Source organism: Constrictibacter sp. MBR-5, assembly GCF_040549485.1.
GTDB lineage: Bacteria > Pseudomonadota > Alphaproteobacteria > JAJUGE01 > JAJUGE01 > Constrictibacter.
The window spans coordinates 16,004-33,146 of record NZ_JBEPTK010000009.1; the positions used below are offsets into that span (position 1 = coordinate 16,004).

General features: G+C 67.2%; 13 protein-coding genes and 1 tRNA gene. 2 read left to right on the top strand and 12 right to left on the bottom strand.

Annotated features, from left to right (window positions below; all coding sequences use genetic code 11):
* The 12 genes from ABIE65_RS17760 to ABIE65_RS17815 form a co-directional block, all read right to left on the bottom strand.
* A complete protein-coding gene (locus ABIE65_RS17760) occupies positions 1-873 on the bottom strand; it encodes a TauD/TfdA dioxygenase family protein (protein ID WP_354079520.1) in 873 nt (290 codons plus the stop codon).
* Between the two features lie 161 nt (positions 874-1,034).
* On the bottom strand, positions 1,035-1,229 hold the full coding sequence (locus ABIE65_RS17765) for a hypothetical protein (RefSeq protein ID WP_354079522.1): 195 nt from the start codon (positions 1,227-1,229) through the stop codon (positions 1,035-1,037).
* Positions 1,230-1,454: 225 nt separating this feature from the next.
* A complete protein-coding gene (locus ABIE65_RS17770; protein WP_354079524.1) occupies positions 1,455-1,631 on the bottom strand; it encodes a hypothetical protein in 177 nt (58 codons plus the stop codon).
* 80 nt (positions 1,632-1,711) lie between these two features.
* Positions 1,712-1,787 (bottom strand) — tRNA-Ile (locus ABIE65_RS17775).
* Between the two features lie 60 nt (positions 1,788-1,847).
* A complete protein-coding gene (locus ABIE65_RS17780; protein ID WP_354079526.1) occupies positions 1,848-2,003 on the bottom strand; it encodes a hypothetical protein in 156 nt (51 codons plus the stop codon).
* 37 nt (positions 2,004-2,040) lie between these two features.
* Positions 2,041-2,256, bottom strand: coding sequence for a hypothetical protein (locus ABIE65_RS17785; RefSeq protein ID WP_354079528.1), 216 nt, complete (start codon positions 2,254-2,256; stop codon positions 2,041-2,043).
* Between the two features lie 306 nt (positions 2,257-2,562).
* Positions 2,563-4,164, bottom strand: coding sequence for a GMC family oxidoreductase (locus tag ABIE65_RS17790; RefSeq protein ID WP_354079530.1), 1,602 nt, complete (start codon positions 4,162-4,164; stop codon positions 2,563-2,565).
* 78 nt (positions 4,165-4,242) lie between these two features.
* On the bottom strand, positions 4,243-4,926 hold the full coding sequence (locus ABIE65_RS17795; protein WP_354079532.1) for a Fe2+-dependent dioxygenase: 684 nt from the start codon (positions 4,924-4,926) through the stop codon (positions 4,243-4,245).
* Between the two features lie 75 nt (positions 4,927-5,001).
* On the bottom strand, positions 5,002-7,284 hold the full coding sequence (locus tag ABIE65_RS17800) for a TonB-dependent receptor (protein ID WP_354079534.1): 2,283 nt from the start codon (positions 7,282-7,284) through the stop codon (positions 5,002-5,004).
* Between the two features lie 503 nt (positions 7,285-7,787).
* On the bottom strand, positions 7,788-9,737 hold the full coding sequence (gene rpoD, locus ABIE65_RS17805) for an RNA polymerase sigma factor RpoD (protein ID WP_354079536.1): 1,950 nt from the start codon (positions 9,735-9,737) through the stop codon (positions 7,788-7,790).
* A gap of 113 nt (positions 9,738-9,850) precedes the next feature.
* Positions 9,851-11,725 carry a DNA primase gene (gene dnaG, locus ABIE65_RS17810; RefSeq protein ID WP_354079538.1) on the bottom strand — a complete coding sequence of 625 codons (1,875 nt, stop codon included), beginning with the start codon at positions 11,723-11,725 and terminating at the stop codon, positions 9,851-9,853.
* A gap of 90 nt (positions 11,726-11,815) precedes the next feature.
* Entirely contained in the window at positions 11,816-12,268 is a 453-nt protein-coding gene (locus tag ABIE65_RS17815) for a GatB/YqeY domain-containing protein (RefSeq protein WP_354079540.1), read from the bottom strand.
* Between the two features lie 305 nt (positions 12,269-12,573).
* Between ABIE65_RS17815 and carA the strand changes: the two genes are divergently transcribed.
* Entirely contained in the window at positions 12,574-13,764 is a 1,191-nt protein-coding gene (gene carA, locus ABIE65_RS17820) for a glutamine-hydrolyzing carbamoyl-phosphate synthase small subunit (RefSeq protein ID WP_354079542.1), read from the top strand.
* A 33-nt stretch (positions 13,765-13,797) separates the two neighbouring features.
* On the top strand, positions 13,798-17,076 hold the full coding sequence (gene carB / locus ABIE65_RS17825; protein WP_354079544.1) for a carbamoyl-phosphate synthase large subunit: 3,279 nt from the start codon (positions 13,798-13,800) through the stop codon (positions 17,074-17,076).
* Positions 17,077-17,143: the final 67 nt, after the last annotated feature.

Sequence of the window (17,143 nt, forward strand, 5' to 3'; positions counted from 1 at the left end):
TCAGTACGGCGTGTCGCCGCAGATCGTGATGCGGTGCATGATGCGCGTGTCGCCGGGATAGTCGTTGACCGCATAATGCTGGGTGCAGCGATTGTCCCAGAAGGCGAGCGAACCGGTCTGCCAGCGGAAGCGGCAGGTGAATTCCGGCCGGGTCGAGTGCCGCATCAGGAAGTCGATCAGCGGCTGGCTCTCCTCGGCCGTCATGCCCTCGATGCCGTGGGTGTGGCCGCCGATGTAGAGGCCCTTGCGGCCCGTCTCCGGGTGGGTGCGGATCAGCGGATGTGCAGACGTGGTCTGCACGTCGCCCGGATCCTTCACCTTCATCGAGATCTTGTCGGCGTAGAACTCTTTGCGCGACTTGCCGTCGTGACCCTTGAAGTTGTCGCCGATGTTCACGCCCTTCAGGCCCGACAACATGTTCTTCATCGTGTCCGACAGCGCCTCGTAGGCGAGGTACTGGTTGACGAACATCGTGTCGCCGCCCGCCGACGGCACCTGCTTGGCGTAGAGGATCGTGCCCATCGCCGGCTTTGGCGCGAACTGCTGGTCCGAATGCCACGACCCGCCGAAGTTCTTCTTGTCGGTCGGCAGCTTCTTGATCTCGAGGATCTCGGGATAGTCGTCCATGCCCTGCATGAAGGGATGGAAATGGATCTCGCCCCAACGCTTGGCGAAAGCCAACTGCCGGTCGGGGGTGAGCTTCTGATCGCGGGCGAAGATGACGAGATTGTCGAGCAGGGCGGAGCGGATCTCACCCAGCACCTCGTCGTCCAGCTCCTGCGACAGGTCGACACCTTCGATCTCGGCCCCGAGCGAGCCGGCGATCGGGTGGACCTCGATGTGCCGGTATTCGCGATTACGCAACGCCGTCATGAGCATGTCCCTCCTTCGGTTGTTCCTTGGACGCTGGTCCAGGACATCGCCTTGGAGAAGCGGCCGATCCCGATGGAGCGACAGCCTAACGGCATTCCGCCGCGTTGGGTACGGCAAAAGCACGGACAAATCGCACGTCCGTCCCCCTTCCGACCGATGATCTACAGCGGCACGCCGCCCTGGTCGAGGCAGGCCTGCCGCGGCATGGACCGGGAGCCCCAGCCGACGAGACTGCAGTCGACCAGATCGTAATGCTGTTCCTGCGTGTATTGCGGCTGGCCGCCGCAGCCGGCGATGGCGGTGGCGATACCGAGCATAGCCGCCAGCCCGAGGGCAGGCGGTATACACCGTTGCATGGCGCTCTCCTTGAAAACGACCGTGCAAAGCGATCTGTGCCGCCCGGCGCCCTCGCCAAGGCGCCGGTTCTACCTCGATGCGCCGCCGCAGCCCGAGGCGGCTACGCCTCGTCGCGACGCCCGGACGCGATCACGCCATCGCCAGCGGCGCACCGCCCGCCGAGCAGGCCGGCCGGTATCGGATCGAGAGCCTTCCGGAACGCGCCATGGAGCCCCTGCAGAGGCTCAGGAAAAGCCATAGCCATCGTCGGCGCCGGCGGCATTGAAGCCGGCGTGGTCGGTCGGGATTATCGTCAAGATCGGCGTCTCCCAGGCCTTCGCGGATGCGGGCTCGTCGTCGCGATCAGCCGTATTGCACTCGTTCATGCTGTCCCCCAGATCCCCGTGCGATGCCGCAAGCATGTCCGATCGACCTCGATCAGGCGACAGCCGCGCCGGTACGCGAATCCGGTCGAAGCGGGGCCGCCTCGATCCGGTAGTGGTGGTGGGCCCGCCAGGATTCGAACCTGGGACAACACCGTTATGAGCGGTGCGTTCTAACCGCTGAACTACAGGCCCTCCGGCCGGATGACGTAGCGCCCCGTGCGCGCCGGCGCAAGTCTAAGGGTCCGAGCGGTGTCACCGTTCCAACCCTGCCTCATGGGTCTCGTTACCCTCCTCGCCTTCGAGCTTCAGGAAGCGGGCATCGCCGAAGCCGATCGAGATGATACCGTTGCCTTCGCCGCCGAGCAGCCAATCCCCGCCGACGTCGCTGTCCCCACCGAAACTGATCACCGAGACCAGACCATTCGTCGGCCAGATCTAACCAACTTTAGGTGATTCGAAAGCGATATACATATTCAGATTCCTTCTGGCGCCCCCACCAGTAGCAATTTTCGCCATCATACCCATGCTCTTCGTATGTTTTCTCAATGAAATCGGTGATGAAATTGACGGCCGACTGCCGGTCCGGGAAGCGGTCGCCGACTTTGAAGTCGCTGATCTCACGCCCCTCAAGGGTGTGATTGCTCCCGATAATCGTAGGCATGCTCCGCCCTCCCTGCTCGCGATGGCGGGCCCATATCTTCCTGACCAGGCGCCGCCTTCGGAGTTGCCATGTGAGCGCAACCGGGTACCGGCAGTACACCCCTCAGAAGGGGTAGATCGAAAGTGCACTCTTAGCGAGATCGGCATTCGCGAGATATACGAGTGGGCAACATTGCCACTGTAGTTCAACACGAAGTCTGCAACGTATCTCTTACCCGCAGCCGCTTCGGCCGCTGAATTAACCCCACCAGCGGCGGACGATTCAGCATCGCGCGGGGGATCGGCGAGTCAAAGTATTGGAGGCGTTTCAAAGGGGCGCGCGGGCGTCCTCCCGAATCATCGCGGCGCACTTCTCGCCGATCATGATGGTCGGCGCGTTGGTGTTGCCGGACGGCATGGCGGGGATGATCGAGGCGTCGGCGACACGCAGGCCGTCGATGCCGTGCACGCGCAGGCGCGGGTCGACCACCGCCATCGGGTCGGTGCCCATGCGGCAGGTACCGACGGGGTGGTAGACGGTGCCGCCGTTACCGCGCGCGTAGCGTTCCATGTCGTCGTCGGTCTGCACGTCCGGCCCCGGGAATGTCTCCTGCACGCAGAGCGGTGCCAGGGCCGGCATGGAGAAGATCTTGCGCGACAGGCGTATGCCGGCCCGGATGACCTCCAGGTCGTTTGGTGCCGACAGGTAGTTCGGGCGGATCGAGGCCGGGATCGACGGGTCTGGCGAGATCGCCATCACCGTGCCGCGGCTCTCCGGCCGCACTGGGCAGACCGCGATGGTCATCCCCGGCTCCTTCTCCAGCACGCCGAACACGTCGGCGGCGAAGCTGCCCGGCGCGAAGCTGAGTTGCAGGTCGGGCCCCATCAGGCCTTCGCGCGAGCGGCAGAAGAGCAGCGCATTGGTGGCGCCCAGGGTCAGCACGCCGCGCGAACCGAACGTCCACTGCAGCACCTCGCCCACCAGACGCAGGCCGCGCGACTGCTCGTTGACCGTCACCGCCCCCTTCACCCGCTGCGAGACGCGCACGATGTAGTGGTCGTGCAGGTTCGCGCCGACGCCGGGCAGGTCGTGCACCGGCTGGACGCCGAGGCTGCCGAGATGCGCCGCCGGTCCCACGCCGGAGATCTGCAACAGGTGCGGCGAGTTGATCGTGCCGCCGGAGAGGATCACCGCGCGCGCCGCGCGCACCACCGTCTCGACGCCATCGCGCCGGAAGGCGACGCCGGTGCAGCGCCGGCCCTCGAAGATGAGCCGCGAGGCCAGCGCGCGCGTCTCGACGCGCAGGTTCGGCCGTCCCTTCGCCTCGGCCAGATAGGTGCGCGCCGTCGAGGCCCGGAAGCGCCCGCGCCGCGACATCTGGCAGAAGGACGCCCCCTCCTGGTCGCCGCTGTTGTAGTCGGGATTGTAGTCCCAGCCCGCCTGCTGCGCCGCCTCGACGAAGCGCTTCGCCAGCGGGTGGACCGTCCGATGGTCCTCCACCGTCACCGGCCCGTCGCGGCCGCGCACCGCGTCGTCCCCGGCGGCATAGCGCTCGCTGCGCCGGAAGTGCGGCAGGACCTCCTCATAGCTCCAGCCCTGGCAGCCGCGCTGCGCCCAGCCGTCATAGTCGGCCGGCTGGCCGCGCACCCAGAGCATGCCGTTGATCGAACTGGTGCCGCCCAACACGCGACCGCGCGGCCAGCGATGCGGGCGGTTGCCGGTGCCGGGCTCAGGCTCGGTCAGGTAGTTCCAGTTGACCCGCGGGTTCTGGATCAGCTTCAGGAAGCCGGCCGGAACGTGGATGAAGGGATAGGTGTCCGGCGGCCCCGCCTCCAGCAACACCACCCTGGCGCCGTCCTCGCTCAGGCGGGCGGCGACGACGCAGCCGGCGGAGCCGGCTCCCACCACCACATAGTCGGCTTCGATCACGGTTTTTCCCGTTTCGACGTTTCCCCTGCGATCAGGATGCGCCAGCAGGTTGCCGGGCACAACGGCGGGCACCGCCGGCTACAGTTCGGCCCAGGCGCGGATCAGGTTGTGATAGTGGCTGGTGACGCCCAGCACGCCCTCGTGCGTGTCGGGCAGCGTCGCCCGCAGCGCCATGATCGACTGGTCCAGGTCGTAGAGCATCGCCCGCCTGCCGTCGTCGCGCACCATCGACTGGGTCCAGAAGAACGAGGCCCAGCGGCTGCCGCGCGTGATCTCGGCGACGGAATGCAGGCTGGAGGCCGGATAGACGACCATCGATCCGGCTGGAAGCTTCACCGCCTGCGCGCCGTAGGTGTCCTCGACCAGCAGTTCCCCGCCGTCATAGTCGTCGGGGTCGGTGAGGAAGAGCGTCGAGGACACGTCGGCGCGCAGGCGGATGCCGGTACCCGGCACCTGCCGGATGGCACCGTCCACATGGGCGTCGAACTTCATGCCGACGTCGTAGCGGTTGAACATCGGCGGCAGCACGCGCAGCGGCAGGGCCGCGGCGGTGAAGGCGGGACTGCGGCCGAGGGCCCGCAGCACCAGGTCGCCGACCTCGCGCGCCGCGTCCGAATCTTCCGGGATCTGCAGGTTGCGCTTGGCGAGAGCCGCCTGCTCCCCCGCCGTCTTGCGTCCGTCGACCCAGGCCGCCGCCTCCAGCACGCGGCGGGCATGGGCGACCTCCTCGGGCGTCAGGACGTCGGGGATCTCGACGAGCATGGCTCGGCTCCTGCTGGCCTCGAAGCGGGGTAGATCGGGAGAGGCCGAAGCCCCTCCCCTCTTCGGATGGCGGTGTCAGAAGGTCACGCCCGCGGTCAGAACGAAGGTCCGTCCGGCGGACGGGACGACCCGATTCCCCCAGACCTGATCGTAGTTCAGTTCGTCGGTCAGGTTGTAGGCGTTCAGCGCCAGCCGATAGTTGGCGTACTCGTAGGACACGAGGCCATCCCAGGAGAAGGTCTCGGGTGCGATCGAGGTATTCGCGGAGTTCAGGTAGACCTCGTCGCGATAGGTGATGCCGGTGCCGATGAGAATGCGGCCCAGATCCTTGGGAATGATCAGGTCGGACAGATCATAGGTCGTCCAGACCGAAGCCGCGTGCTTGGGCACGAACGAGATCTGGTTCCCCTCGAGGCTGTCATCCACTCTCACGGGCGCTCCCCGCCCTCCCGAGAACCCCTCGCGGATCTCCGGGTCGAGATAGGTGTAACCGGCCGTTACGATCCAGGCATCGGTGATCCGTCCACTGATGCCGATCTCGACGCCCTTCACCCGCTGCTTTTCGCCGCTGTTGGCGAGAATGTCTCCGGTGACGGGATCGTTCTGCTTGGCGTTGTCCTTATCGATGTAGAAGATCGCCCCCGAAAGGCCGAGCCGCTCGTCGAACAGGCCGATCTTGGCACCGATTTCCCACAACTCGCTCGTTTCCGGTTTGAGATCGTCGCTGCTGACCGGGTTGCCCGTCGACGAGATGAACTGGCCCTGGGGCGAACTCGATTTCGCCCAAGACACATAGTAGGCCTGGGTATTGGTCGGCTCCCAGATCAGGCTCGCCTTCGGACTTGTCAGGTCGGACTTGTTCTCGACCGTCGTGAGGCCGTCATCGACCTTCGCGTCATAAGAATCGAAGCGGACGCCGCCGAGGACTGAAATCTCGTCGGTGAGCCACAGCCGGTCGCTGGCGAAGAAGCCGAGGTTCAGCGCGTCGGTCTCGCGATCGGCGCCTGTCCCCTTCAGGACATCGAACGGCGAATCGTTCGCCGGGTTCTCCAGGCCGGTTCCGGGACGCCCGGGACTGTAGGAGTGGCTCTGCCGCTCGTTGTTCTGCTTGAACAGGTCCGCGCCGACGACGAGCTGGTGACGGAGCGGTCCGGTGTTGAAGTTGCCGACGAGGGTAGAGACGTTCTGGGCGGCCCAGCCTTCCTGGTCATAGGGGCTCGGTCCACCGCGGCTGACGGTAGCGCCGCCGACGCCGAAATAGGCGGCGACGCACGCCGCGTTGCAGGTCGCCTGCGTCGCCTGAAAGTAGCGGTCGTAGGTCGTGACGCGCGTATCGTTGTAGAAGGTCAGCCAGTCGGTGACTTCGTGCTCGAGCCGGGCGGTGAACATGTCCACCTGGGTCTCGTCGGTATCGCTGTCGAAGCCGTAGAAGTTGTCGCGGTCGATGCCGTACTCGGTGGATGGCTTGCCCTTGTCGATCAGGAATCCTGGGCCGCCCGTATTGGGCGTTTGCCCGAAGACCGGGATTCCATAGTCCGGCACGCGGTCGTCTTCCTGGTGGAAGTAGGACATCGTGAACTCGGTACCGGTGCCGATGCCGAAGCCGATCGAACCGGCCACCCCCCAGCGCTCGGATTCGACCACGTCCCGGTCGGCTGCCTCCTGGTTGTGATACATGCCGTTCAGGCGCACGGCGATGGTGTCGGTGATCATCCGGTTGACGTCGACCGTGCCGCGGCCCTGCGGCCCGCTGCCGCCGCTGATCGTCCCGGAGACGAAATTCTGCAACTTCGGCGTCTTCGACTGCGTGTTGATGGCGCCGCCGGTCGTTCCCATGCCGAAGCTCTCCGACGAGGGGCCCTTGATGACCTGCACTTCTTCGTAGTTGAAGCTGTCGCGCACATACAGGCCGAAGTCGCGCAGTCCGTCCGAATAGATGTCGCTCTGCGCGGCGAAGCCGCGGATGCGAAACTGGTCGCCGTTGCTGGGTCCGCCCTCGCCGATCGCGATCGTCACACCGGGCACATTGCGCAGAGCCTGCTCCAGCGACGTCACGTTCTGCTCCTCTAGCACGCGCTTCGGGACCACGTTGACGATCTGCGGCGTGTCCTGGACGGTCCCGGGAAGCCGGCCGATTCCAGTCTCCGCCTTCAGCGTGTTCGGCGGCGTTTCCGTCTCCGTCCGGCCCTCGACCGAGATCGGGGCGAGTTCGACGGCACCCGTGGTCGACGTGTCCGCCGAGGTCTGCGCCTGGGCGAGTGCCTCGCCGGCGCCGACGGCGGCGAACGACACGGCCAAGCCCGCGGTCAGGGCCTTTCGCCGCAGCGTGCGTGGATGATGAATATTGTGCTTGTTCATTTGAGAATGACTCCCAACCGCATGGATTGGGGCCATAAAGCACATGCGAATCATTCTCCGCAACGGGATGTCGCGCCGCAAGCCGTTGTCCGCAAACCATTCATGGGGGCTCGGGACCGGCCGAACGTTGCCGTCGGATACCGGCGGCGTCGCACATGCGCAGGGTGCGCTGCCGCCCATCACGGCTATGCGATAAGAAGTGAGCGGTCCCGCCTGTTCGTCGGTGCAGGACCACAGTCATGGGCAGGCAGCAAACAGATGAAGCGCCCGATGCCCCCTGTCAGCCGGACGCGACGTCCCGCCCGGACCGCAACATTACAGCGCCGCAATTTTGCGATTGCCTCTCAATCACATAAGCTTTCACCAGTTAGGGGCAAAACTGCGACGGGGGCGAAGCCTTCCGGCTTCGCCCCCGTCATCATCGTCTCCGTCACCCGGCGGAGCGCGTCACGCTTCTGCGTCGAATTGCCGCACCCTCTGGCGGCCGCCCGACGCGCGGTCGCTCAGGTGTCGAGGAAGCTGCGCAGCTTGCGCGAGCGACTCGGGTGCTTGAGCTTGCGCAGCGCCTTCGCCTCGATCTGGCGAATGCGCTCGCGCGTCACCGAGAACTGCTGGCCGACTTCCTCCAGCGTGTGGTCGGTGTTCATGCCGATGCCGAACCGCATCCGCAGGACCCGCTCCTCGCGCGGCGTCAGCGAGGACAGGACCCGCGTCGTGCTCTCGCGCAGGTTGCCGAGAATGGCGGCATCGAGCGGCTGGATCGCGTTCTTGTCCTCGATGAAGTCGCCGAGATGGCTGTCCTCCTCGTCGCCGATCGGCGTTTCCAGGCTGATCGGTTCCTTGGCGATCTTCAGGACCTTGCGGACCTTCTCCAGCGGCATCCCGAGCTTGACCGCCAGTTCTTCCGGCGTCGGCTCGCGGCCGATCTCGTGCAGCATCTGCCGCGAGGTGCGGACCAGCTTGTTGATCGTCTCGATCATGTGGACCGGAATGCGGATCGTCCGCGCCTGGTCCGCGATGGACCGGGTAATGGCCTGCCGGATCCACCAGGTGGCATAGGTCGAGAACTTGTAGCCGCGGCGGTACTCGAACTTGTCGACCGCCTTCATCAGGCCGATGTTGCCCTCCTGGATGAGGTCCAGGAACTGCAGGCCGCGGTTCGTGTACTTCTTCGCGATCGAGATGACGAGCCGGAGGTTGGCCTCGACCATCTCCTTCTTCGCCTTGCCGGCCTCGCGCTCGCCCTCCTGCACCGTCGCGACGATGGTGCGGAAATCGCGCAGCGGCAGGCCCGCTTCGACGCAGATGTCGCAGATGCGGCTGCGGATCGTGGCGACCGGCTCGGCCTGGTCGCGGACGAACTTCTTCCACTCGGCCTTCTGGCCGATCCGCTGCATCCATTTCGGGTCGATCTCGTGACCCTGCCACTCGGGAATGAACACGTCGCGCTTCACCCCGGACTGCATCGCGAGCCGCAGCACGCGACCTTCCAGGCCGATGACTTCCTTGTTCAGCGCATAGAGCTTCGCGACGAGTTCCTCGATCCGGCTGTTGTGGAACCGAATCGCCTTCATCTGCTCCAGCAGTTCGGCCCTGAGCTTGTCGTATCGCTTGAGCTGGGCCGGCGTGACCGGGGTACCGGTGCCGATCGCATCCGCGACGATCGCTTCTTGGAGCGGCTTCACCTTCTTGTAGACGGCGGCGATCGCGTCGAACTTCGCGACGACCTCCGGCAGCAGCGCCCGCTCCATGGCGGACAGCGAGATGTTCGCCTCCTCGCCGTCGTCACCGTCCGACTCGGACTCGCTGTCCTCGGTCTCGGTTTCCTCGGTGGCTTCCGCCGGCACGGCCCCGTTGGCACCCGCCTCGCCGCCATCGACCCCGTTACCGGTGTTGAAGTCGGCGCCGTAGGTCGCCTCCAGGTCGATGATGTCGCGCAGCAGCATGCGCTCCGCGACCAGCCGATCGCGCCACTCGATCAGCGACTGCACCATTGCGGGGCTGGCGCAGATCGACCCGATCATCTTGTCGCGGCCGGCCTCGATGCGCTTGGCGATCGCGATCTCGCCTTCGCGGGACAGCAGTTCGACGCTGCCCATCTCGCGCAGGTACATCCGCACCGGATCGTCGGTGCGGCCGATGTCGTCCTCGTCGATATTGCCGCCGCTCGGCTGCTCCTCGGTCGCGCGCTCCGCGGCCGGCTCCTCGGTCTCCTCCGACTCGACGACGTTGATGCCGAGCTCGGAGAGCATCGCCATCGTGTCTTCGATCTGCTCGGAAGATACCTGCTCGGACGGGAGAGCGGCGTTCAGCTCGTCATAGGTGACGTAGCCCCGCTCCTTACCCCGGGCGACCAGGCGCTTGACCGCCGCGCTATCGTCCAGCAGCGGCCCATCCGGCGCGTCTTCCCGGGCGTCCGTCTCTGGCTCAGCCTCGGCCGGTTTCGTCGCCATGCCGTTCCTTCCGTCAGCAATGCAGCCAGACGACACTACCGTCGCCGGCTGGTTCGAGGTTTGCAATTTTCAGGACGGGAGACCGAAGGCCGGCCGCCGCGCCCGCTCCCATTTCAACTCTCGTCCGGCGTCGTCATGCGTGCCCGCTCGTTCGCGACCAAGCCGACGATCCCGTCCAGTTCGTCATCGGACGCGCGATCATCCAACCGGCTGACCCGCGCGTCGAGTTCCTGCAACAAGACCGGTTCGTGCGCACGATCCAACAGATGCATCAAGCCAAGTCGAACCTTCACGCTGTCCGCCCCGACCCGCGCGCAAGCCGCGTGCATGAGAATCTCAGGGCGGAGGATGGTTTCCACCGCTTCACCGAACCCAGCCTGACCTAATTGGGCTCTCAGGGAAGACCCGTCAAGCGCATCGGCGGCCGCAGCGCAGTTTAAGATCGCGGTGCGCAATCCGTCCAACCGATTGTCCGAAAAGCGCATCGTCACCAGGCGCTCGCCGAACTCGTGGATCATGTCCGGATGATTGACCAGGGTGGCGAGCACGGTCTGCTGCACCCGGTGCCGCTGTCCGAGCAGGGCCACGCCGCGCGACACCAGCCCCTCGGGCTGCGGCGTCGGCATCCGGCCGTTCGGCTGCCCGTCGCGGCGCCAGTCCTGCCGGTTGCCCTGCCGTCCCCCCGGCCGGCCATCCTGCCGCCGGCCCTCGGCGCGCGCCTGCCGCGGGGCGAAGAGCTCCGACAGGCGGCCGCGGAAGTCGTTGACGTAATATTCGCGAACGACGGGGTCGCGGACGCTCTCGGCCGCGTCCATCAGGCGCTGGCGCAGCGCGGCCCGGCGCTCGGGCGTGTCGGGCCGCTGGCGGGCGAGTTCGACCTGCCAGACCAGGTCGGCCAGGGGCCGACCGGCGGCCAGCACCGCACGCATCGTCTCGACGCCCGAGGTCCGCACCAGGCTGTCGGGATCCTCGCCCGGCGGCAGGCTGGCGAAGCGGAGAGACAGGCCGGCGCGCAGCAGCGGCATCGCCCGCTCGGCGGCGCGCACGGCGGCCCGCCGCCCCGCCTCGTCGCCGTCCAGACAGAGCACAGGCTCGGGGGCCATCCGCCAAAGCGCCTCGATCTGCTCCTCGGTGACGGCCGTCCCCAGCGGCGCCACGGCGTTGGCGATGCCGGCCTTGTCGAGCGCGATCACGTCCATGTAGCCCTCGACCACGATCACCTCGCCGGCGTCGCCGGCGGCGGCGCGTGCCCGCGCATGGTTGTAGAGGACGCGGCCCTTGTGGAAGACCGGGGTCTCCGGCGAGTTGAGGTATTTCGGCTGCTGGTCGCCCAGCGTGCGGCCGCCGAAGCCGATGACCCGCCCGCGCCGGTCGGTGATCGGGAAGATCACGCGGCCGCGGAAATACTCGTAGTCGCGCCCGTCGTCGGCCTGCTTCAGCAGGCCGGCCTCGCGCATGGCCGCCTCGTCGAAGCCGTCGCGCTTCAGGGCCGCGGCGACGGCGCCGCGCCGGTCGGGGGCGAAGCCCAGGCGATGGCGCAGGATGGTCGCGTCGTCCAGGTCGCGGCCACGCAGATAGTCCAGTCCCGCCCGGCCCTCGGGAAGCCGGAGCTGCTTCTCGAACCAGGCGCAGGCCGCTTCCAGCAGTTCGTGCAGGCCGCGCGCCCGTTCGTGCCGGGCCGCCTCCTCGCGCGACGGCCGCGGCACCTCCATCCCCGCCTCTGCGGCCAGCCGCTCCACCGCCTCGGGAAAGGTCAGGCCTTCGGTGCCCATCAGGAAGCTGATGGCGTCGCCGTGCGCGCCGCAGCCGAAGCAGTGATAGAAGCCCTTCTCGTCACTGACGGTGAAGGACGGGGTCTTTTCGTTGTGGAAGGGACAGAGACCGGTGTGTTCCCGGCCGCGGCGCACGAGGCGCACCCGGCGCCCCACCGTTCCGACGAGCGACACGCGTTCGCGCAGCTCCTCCAGGAAACCCGGTGGAAAGCTCATGCGAACGGGGCTCCTCTGCGCTGTGCGTGACGGCGGCCGAAGCGAAGAGCGGCGGCCGATCGTCGGCGGCCGGCGCTCGATCCATCCTTATTACACCAACTGCTCGCGTGCGAGCGCGCTCGCCTTGCCGAAATCGATCCGCCCGGCATAGCGATTGCGCAGTTCCGCCATGACGCGCCCCATGTCCTTGAGGCCGACGGCGCCCAGGTCGCCGACCACGTCCCGCACCGCCGCGCAGAGTTCGCCTTCGTCGAGCTGGGTCGGCAGGAATCCGCGGATCACCTCGATCTCGCGCGCCTCGCGCTCGACTAGGTCGAGGCGGCCGCCCTGTTCGTAGAGGGCGATCGACTCCTGGCGCTGCCGGATCATCTTCTGCAGGAGGTCGAGGATCTCGTCGTCGCCGATGCCCTCGGAGCGGCCCGTGCCGCGCGCGGCGATGTCGCGGTCCTTGATCGCCGCCAGGATCAGCCGGAGCGTCGAGACGGCGCACGCGTCGCGCCCCCGCATGGCGGCCTTGAGAGCCTCGTTGAGTTGCGTTCGCATCTGCGACCACCGCTGTCAGGAATCCAGGGTCCGGCTTCGGGGCCACAATCGGCAAACAGGTCGGAAAACGCCGGGGTGCCGGCCAACCTCCTGAAATGCCTTTGCATTTCTAGGCTGCCAGTGCCTGTTGACCTGATCGCCGCCGCCGCTTATCTAGCCCCCGCTCAGGGTTCCCCTCGCCAGCCGTCCGGCGGCGACACATATGGGGGAGCGCTGTCGGCCGTCAAGATTACAGACGGGTGTCAGCCACGGCGGCCATCGGGGCGATCGACGCCTGCCCGTCTGCACGGAAGAAAGGTAGCTTCATGCCGGAAAGACTGACGCCGGACAGCCCGACCGCGGCCCGGCCGGGCCGTCCGCGCGGGGCGACTGCCGCGCTCGTTCTGGCCGACGGCACCGTCCTCTGGGGCCGCGGCGTCGGCGCCGCGGGCCGCAGGGTCGGCGAGGTGTGCTTCAACACCTCGATGACCGGCTATCAGGAGATCATCACCGATCCCTCCTATGCGGGCCAGATCATCACCTTCACCTTCCCGCATATCGGCAATGTCGGCACGAACGTCGAGGACGTGGAGACGACCACGCCGTCGGCGCGTGGCGTCGTCCTGCGCATGGATCCCACCGATCCCTCGAACTTCCGCGCGATGCAGCATCTCGACGCGTGGCTGAAGTCGTACGACCTGCCCGGCATCGCCGGGATCGACACCCGCCAGCTGACGCGCCGCATCCGCGATGCGGGCGCGCCGACGGGCGTCCTGGTGCACGCGCCGGACGGCGCCATCGACATCGATGCGGCCCTCGCCGAAGCGCGCGCCTGGCCGGGGCTGGAAGGCATGGATCTCGCCCGGGAGGTGACGACCCGGCAGGCCTATTCCTGGGATCAGACCCCCTGGAAGCTCGGCGAAGGCTACGGCACGGCGGGCGAAGGGTCGCGGCACGTCGTCGCGGTCGACTACGGCGCGAAGCGCAACATCCTGCGCCAGCTCGCCGGCCGCGACTGCAGGCTGACCGTCGTGCCCGCCACGGCGACGGCGGAGGACATCCTGCGCCACAAGCCGGACGGCGTCTTCCTGGCGAACGGCCCGGGCGACCCGGCCGCGACCGGGCAGTATGCGGTCCCCGCGATCCGCAGCGTCATGGACAAGGGCCTGCCGGTCTTCGGCATCTGCCTCGGCCACCAGCTGCTGTCGATGGCGCTCGGCGCCGAGACGCGGAAGATGGAGCTCGGCCATCGCGGCGCGAACCATCCGGTGAAGGACCTGACCACCGGCAAGGTGGAGATCACCAGTCAGAACCACGGCTTCGTCGTCGTGCCGGAAAGCTTGCCGGGCGACGTCGAGACGACGCACGTATCCCTCTTCGACGGCACCATCGAGGGCGTGCGATCCAGGAAGCGGCGCGCCTTTTCGGCGCAGTACCACCCGGAGGCGTCGCCGGGACCGCACGACAGTCACTATCTGTTCGATCGCTTCATCCAGATGATCGACGGTAAAAGCTAACATCCCGACACGACCGCGGCAGTCAGCTCCCCCATGCCAAAACGCACAGACATAAAGTCGATCCTGATCGTGGGAGCCGGCCCGATCGTCATCGGCCAGGCCTGCGAGTTCGACTATTCCGGAACGCAAGCCTGTAAGGCGCTGCGCGAGGAGGGATACAGGATCATCCTGGTCAACTCGAACCCGGCGACGATCATGACCGATCCGAACCTGGCCGACGCGACCTATGTCGAGCCGATCACGCCCGAGATCGTCGCCAAGATCATCGAGCGCGAGCGTCCCGACGCGCTGCTCCCGACGATGGGCGGCCAGACGGCCCTGAACACCGCCCTCGCCCTCGCCGACGACGGGACGCTGGAAAAATACGGCGTCGAGTTGATCGGCGCGCGCCGCGACGCGATCCGCAAGGCCGAAGACCGGCTGCTGTTCCGCGACGCGATGAACGCCATCGGCATCGAGACGCCGAAGAGCGCCGTGGTGAACAGCATGGAGGACGCCTGGCGGGCGCTGGAGGACACCGGCCTGCCGGCGATCATCCGGCCCTCCTTCACGCTGGGCGGCACCGGCGGCGGCATCGCCTACAACCGCGACGAGTACGAACAGATCGTCCGCGGTGGCCTGGAGGCCTCGCCCGTCCGCGAGGTCCTGGTCGAGGAATCCGTCCTCGGCTGGAAGGAGTACGAGATGGAAGTCGTCCGCGACCATGCGGACAACTGCATCATCATCTGCTCGATCGAGAACATCGACCCGATGGGCATCCATACGGGCGATTCGATCACGGTGGCGCCGGCGCTGACGCTGACCGACAAGGAATACCAGATCCTGCGCGACGCCTCGATCGCGTGCCTGCGCGAGATCGGCGTCGACACCGGCGGCTCGAACGTGCAGTTCGCGATCAACCCGGCCGACGGGCGCATGGTCATCATCGAGATGAACCCGCGCGTGTCGCGCTCCTCGGCGCTGGCGTCCAAGGCGACCGGCTTTCCGATCGCCAAGGTCGCGGCCAAGCTCGCCGTCGGCTACACGCTCGACGAGCTCGACAACGACATCACCGGCGTCACGCCGGCGTCGTTCGAGCCGACGATCGACTATGTCGTCACCAAGATCCCGCGCTTCACCTTCGAGAAGTTCCCGGGCACCGAGGCCCTGCTGACGACCTCGATGAAGTCGGTCGGCGAGGCGATGGCGATCGGCCGCTGCTTCGCGGAATCGCTGCAGAAGGCACTGCGGTCGATGGAAACGGGCCTGACCGGCCTGAACGAGGTCGACATCCCGGGCGCCGATCGTGACGCGCCGGGTGGCGTCGACCCGCAGGCGGTCGTGGCGGCGCTGGCGCAGCCCGTGCCCGACCGGATCCTAGTGGTGGCCCAGGCCTATCGACACGGCCTCACGACATCCCAGATCCAGGCGGCCTGCAAGATCGACCCCTGGTTCCTCGAGCAGATCCGCCAGCTGGTCCAGGTCGAGGAGCGGGTGCGCGCCGACGGCCTGCCGGACGATGTCCAGGACATGGCCGGCCTCAAGCGGCAGGGTTTCTCCGACGCCCGTCTGGCCGAGCTGACCGGCCTGACCGAAACGGAGGTCGCCACGCGACGACGGGCGCTGGGCGTGCGGCCGGTCTACAAGCGTATCGACACCTGCGCCGGCGAGTTCGCCTCGCGCACCCCGTACATGTATTCCGCGCACGAGGGCAACGGCTTCAACGCCGCGGCCTGCGAGTCCGACCCGCAGGATCGCCGCAAGATCATGATCCTCGGCGGCGGCCCGAACCGGATCGGCCAGGGCATCGAGTTCGACTATTGCTGCGTGCACGCCGTGATGGCGCTGCGCGAGGCCGGGTTCGAGACCATCATGGTCAACTGCAACCCGGAGACGGTCTCCACCGACTACGACACCGCCGACCGGCTCTATTTCGAGCCGCTGACGGCCGAGGACGTCATCGAGATCGCCCATGTCGAGGCGAGCCGAGGCACGCTGCTCGGCGCCATCGTGCAGTTCGGCGGCCAGACGCCTCTGAAGCTGGCGGCGGCCCTGGAGGCGGCGAACATCCCGATCCTGGGCACCTCCCCCGACGCGATCGACCATGCCGAGGATCGCCAGCGCTTCCAGCAGCTGCTCCACACGCTGAACCTGCGCCAGCCGGAGAACGGTACGGCGACCTCGGTGGAACAGGCCGAGGCGATCGCCGAGCGCATCGGCTACCCGGTTCTGCTGCGGCCGTCCTACGTGCTGGGCGGCCGGGCCATGCAGATCGTCCACGACCGCGCCGGCCTGCTGCGCTACATGCAGACGGCGGTGAAGGTCTCCGGCGCCAACCCGGTCCTGGTCGACTCCTATCTCAGCGACGCCATCGAGGTGGACGTCGACGCGCTGGCGGACGGCACCGACGTCCATGTCGCCGGCATCATGGAGCATATCGAGGAGGCGGGCGTCCATTCGGGCGATTCCGCCTGCACCCTGCCGCCCTACTCGCTGGCGGACACCACCGTCGAGACGATCGCCGAGCAGACCAGGGCGATGGCCCTGGCGCTGAACGTCGTCGGCCTGATGAACGTCCAGTTCGCGGTCAAGCCCGGCGCCGACGGGACGGACGAGATCTACATCCTCGAGGTCAATCCGCGCGCCAGCCGGACGGTCCCCTTCGTCGCCAAGGCGACCGGCGTGCCGATCGCCAAGATCGCCGCCCGCATCATGGCCGGCGAGCGGCTGGGCGGCTTCGGCCTGGAGCGGGCCCGCCTGAAACACATCGCGGTGAAGGAGGCGGTGTTCCCCTTCGCCCGCTTCCCCGGCGTCGACACGCTGCTGGGCCCGGAGATGAAGTCGACCGGCGAGGTCATGGGCATCGACCGCGACTTCGGGCGCGCCTTCGCCAAGTCGCAGCTCGGCTCCGGCACCATCCTGCCGCTCGCCGGCACGGTCTTCGTCTCCGTCCGCGACCGCGACAAGGAGGCGATCCTGGGTCCCTCCCGTCGCCTCGTGGAGATGGGCTTCAGCCTGCTCGCGACCAGCGGCACCGCCCGCGCCCTGGAAGCGGCCGGCCTGCCCGTCGGCCGCATCAACAAGGTGCTGGAAGGCCGCCCGCACATCGTCGACGCGATGAAGAACGGCGAGGTGCAGCTGGTCTTCAACACGACCGACAGCGTCCAGGCGATCACCGACAGCTTCAGCCTCCGGCGCACCGCCCTGGTGAACCGCATCCCCTATTACACCACGGCGTCCGGCGCTCGGGCCGCGGTGGAGGCGATCGCGGCTTTGAAGGCCGGTCAGCTTGAAGTGCTCCCCCTGCAATCGTATTTTATCGGGGGCTTTTGACGGGGGCTTCGCCCTTTCCCGTCGAATAACAGTGGCGGCACGCGCGCGTTGCGGAACTTTATTCCGC

What these genes read in the sequence shown, in the direction of transcription:
- carB (WP_354079544.1), top strand. Translation starts at nt 13,798, where the DNA reads ATGCCAAAACGCACAGACATAAAGTCGATCCTGATCGTGGGAGCCGGC.
- rpoD (WP_354079536.1), bottom strand. Translation starts at nt 9,737, where the DNA reads ATGGCGACGAAACCGGCCGAGGCTGAGCCAGAGACGGACGCCCGGGAA.
- ABIE65_RS17760 (WP_354079520.1), bottom strand. Translation starts at nt 873, where the DNA reads ATGACGGCGTTGCGTAATCGCGAATACCGGCACATCGAGGTCCACCCG.
- ABIE65_RS17770 (WP_354079524.1), bottom strand. Translation starts at nt 1,631, where the DNA reads ATGCTTGCGGCATCGCACGGGGATCTGGGGGACAGCATGAACGAGTGC.
- carA (WP_354079542.1), top strand. Translation starts at nt 12,574, where the DNA reads ATGCCGGAAAGACTGACGCCGGACAGCCCGACCGCGGCCCGGCCGGGC.
- ABIE65_RS17795 (WP_354079532.1), bottom strand. Translation starts at nt 4,926, where the DNA reads ATGCTCGTCGAGATCCCCGACGTCCTGACGCCCGAGGAGGTCGCCCAT.
- dnaG (WP_354079538.1), bottom strand. Translation starts at nt 11,725, where the DNA reads ATGAGCTTTCCACCGGGTTTCCTGGAGGAGCTGCGCGAACGCGTGTCG.
- ABIE65_RS17800 (WP_354079534.1), bottom strand. Translation starts at nt 7,284, where the DNA reads ATGAACAAGCACAATATTCATCATCCACGCACGCTGCGGCGAAAGGCC.
- ABIE65_RS17765 (WP_354079522.1), bottom strand. Translation starts at nt 1,229, where the DNA reads ATGCAACGGTGTATACCGCCTGCCCTCGGGCTGGCGGCTATGCTCGGT.
- ABIE65_RS17815 (WP_354079540.1), bottom strand. Translation starts at nt 12,268, where the DNA reads ATGCGAACGCAACTCAACGAGGCTCTCAAGGCCGCCATGCGGGGGCGC.
- ABIE65_RS17785 (WP_354079528.1), bottom strand. Translation starts at nt 2,256, where the DNA reads ATGCCTACGATTATCGGGAGCAATCACACCCTTGAGGGGCGTGAGATC.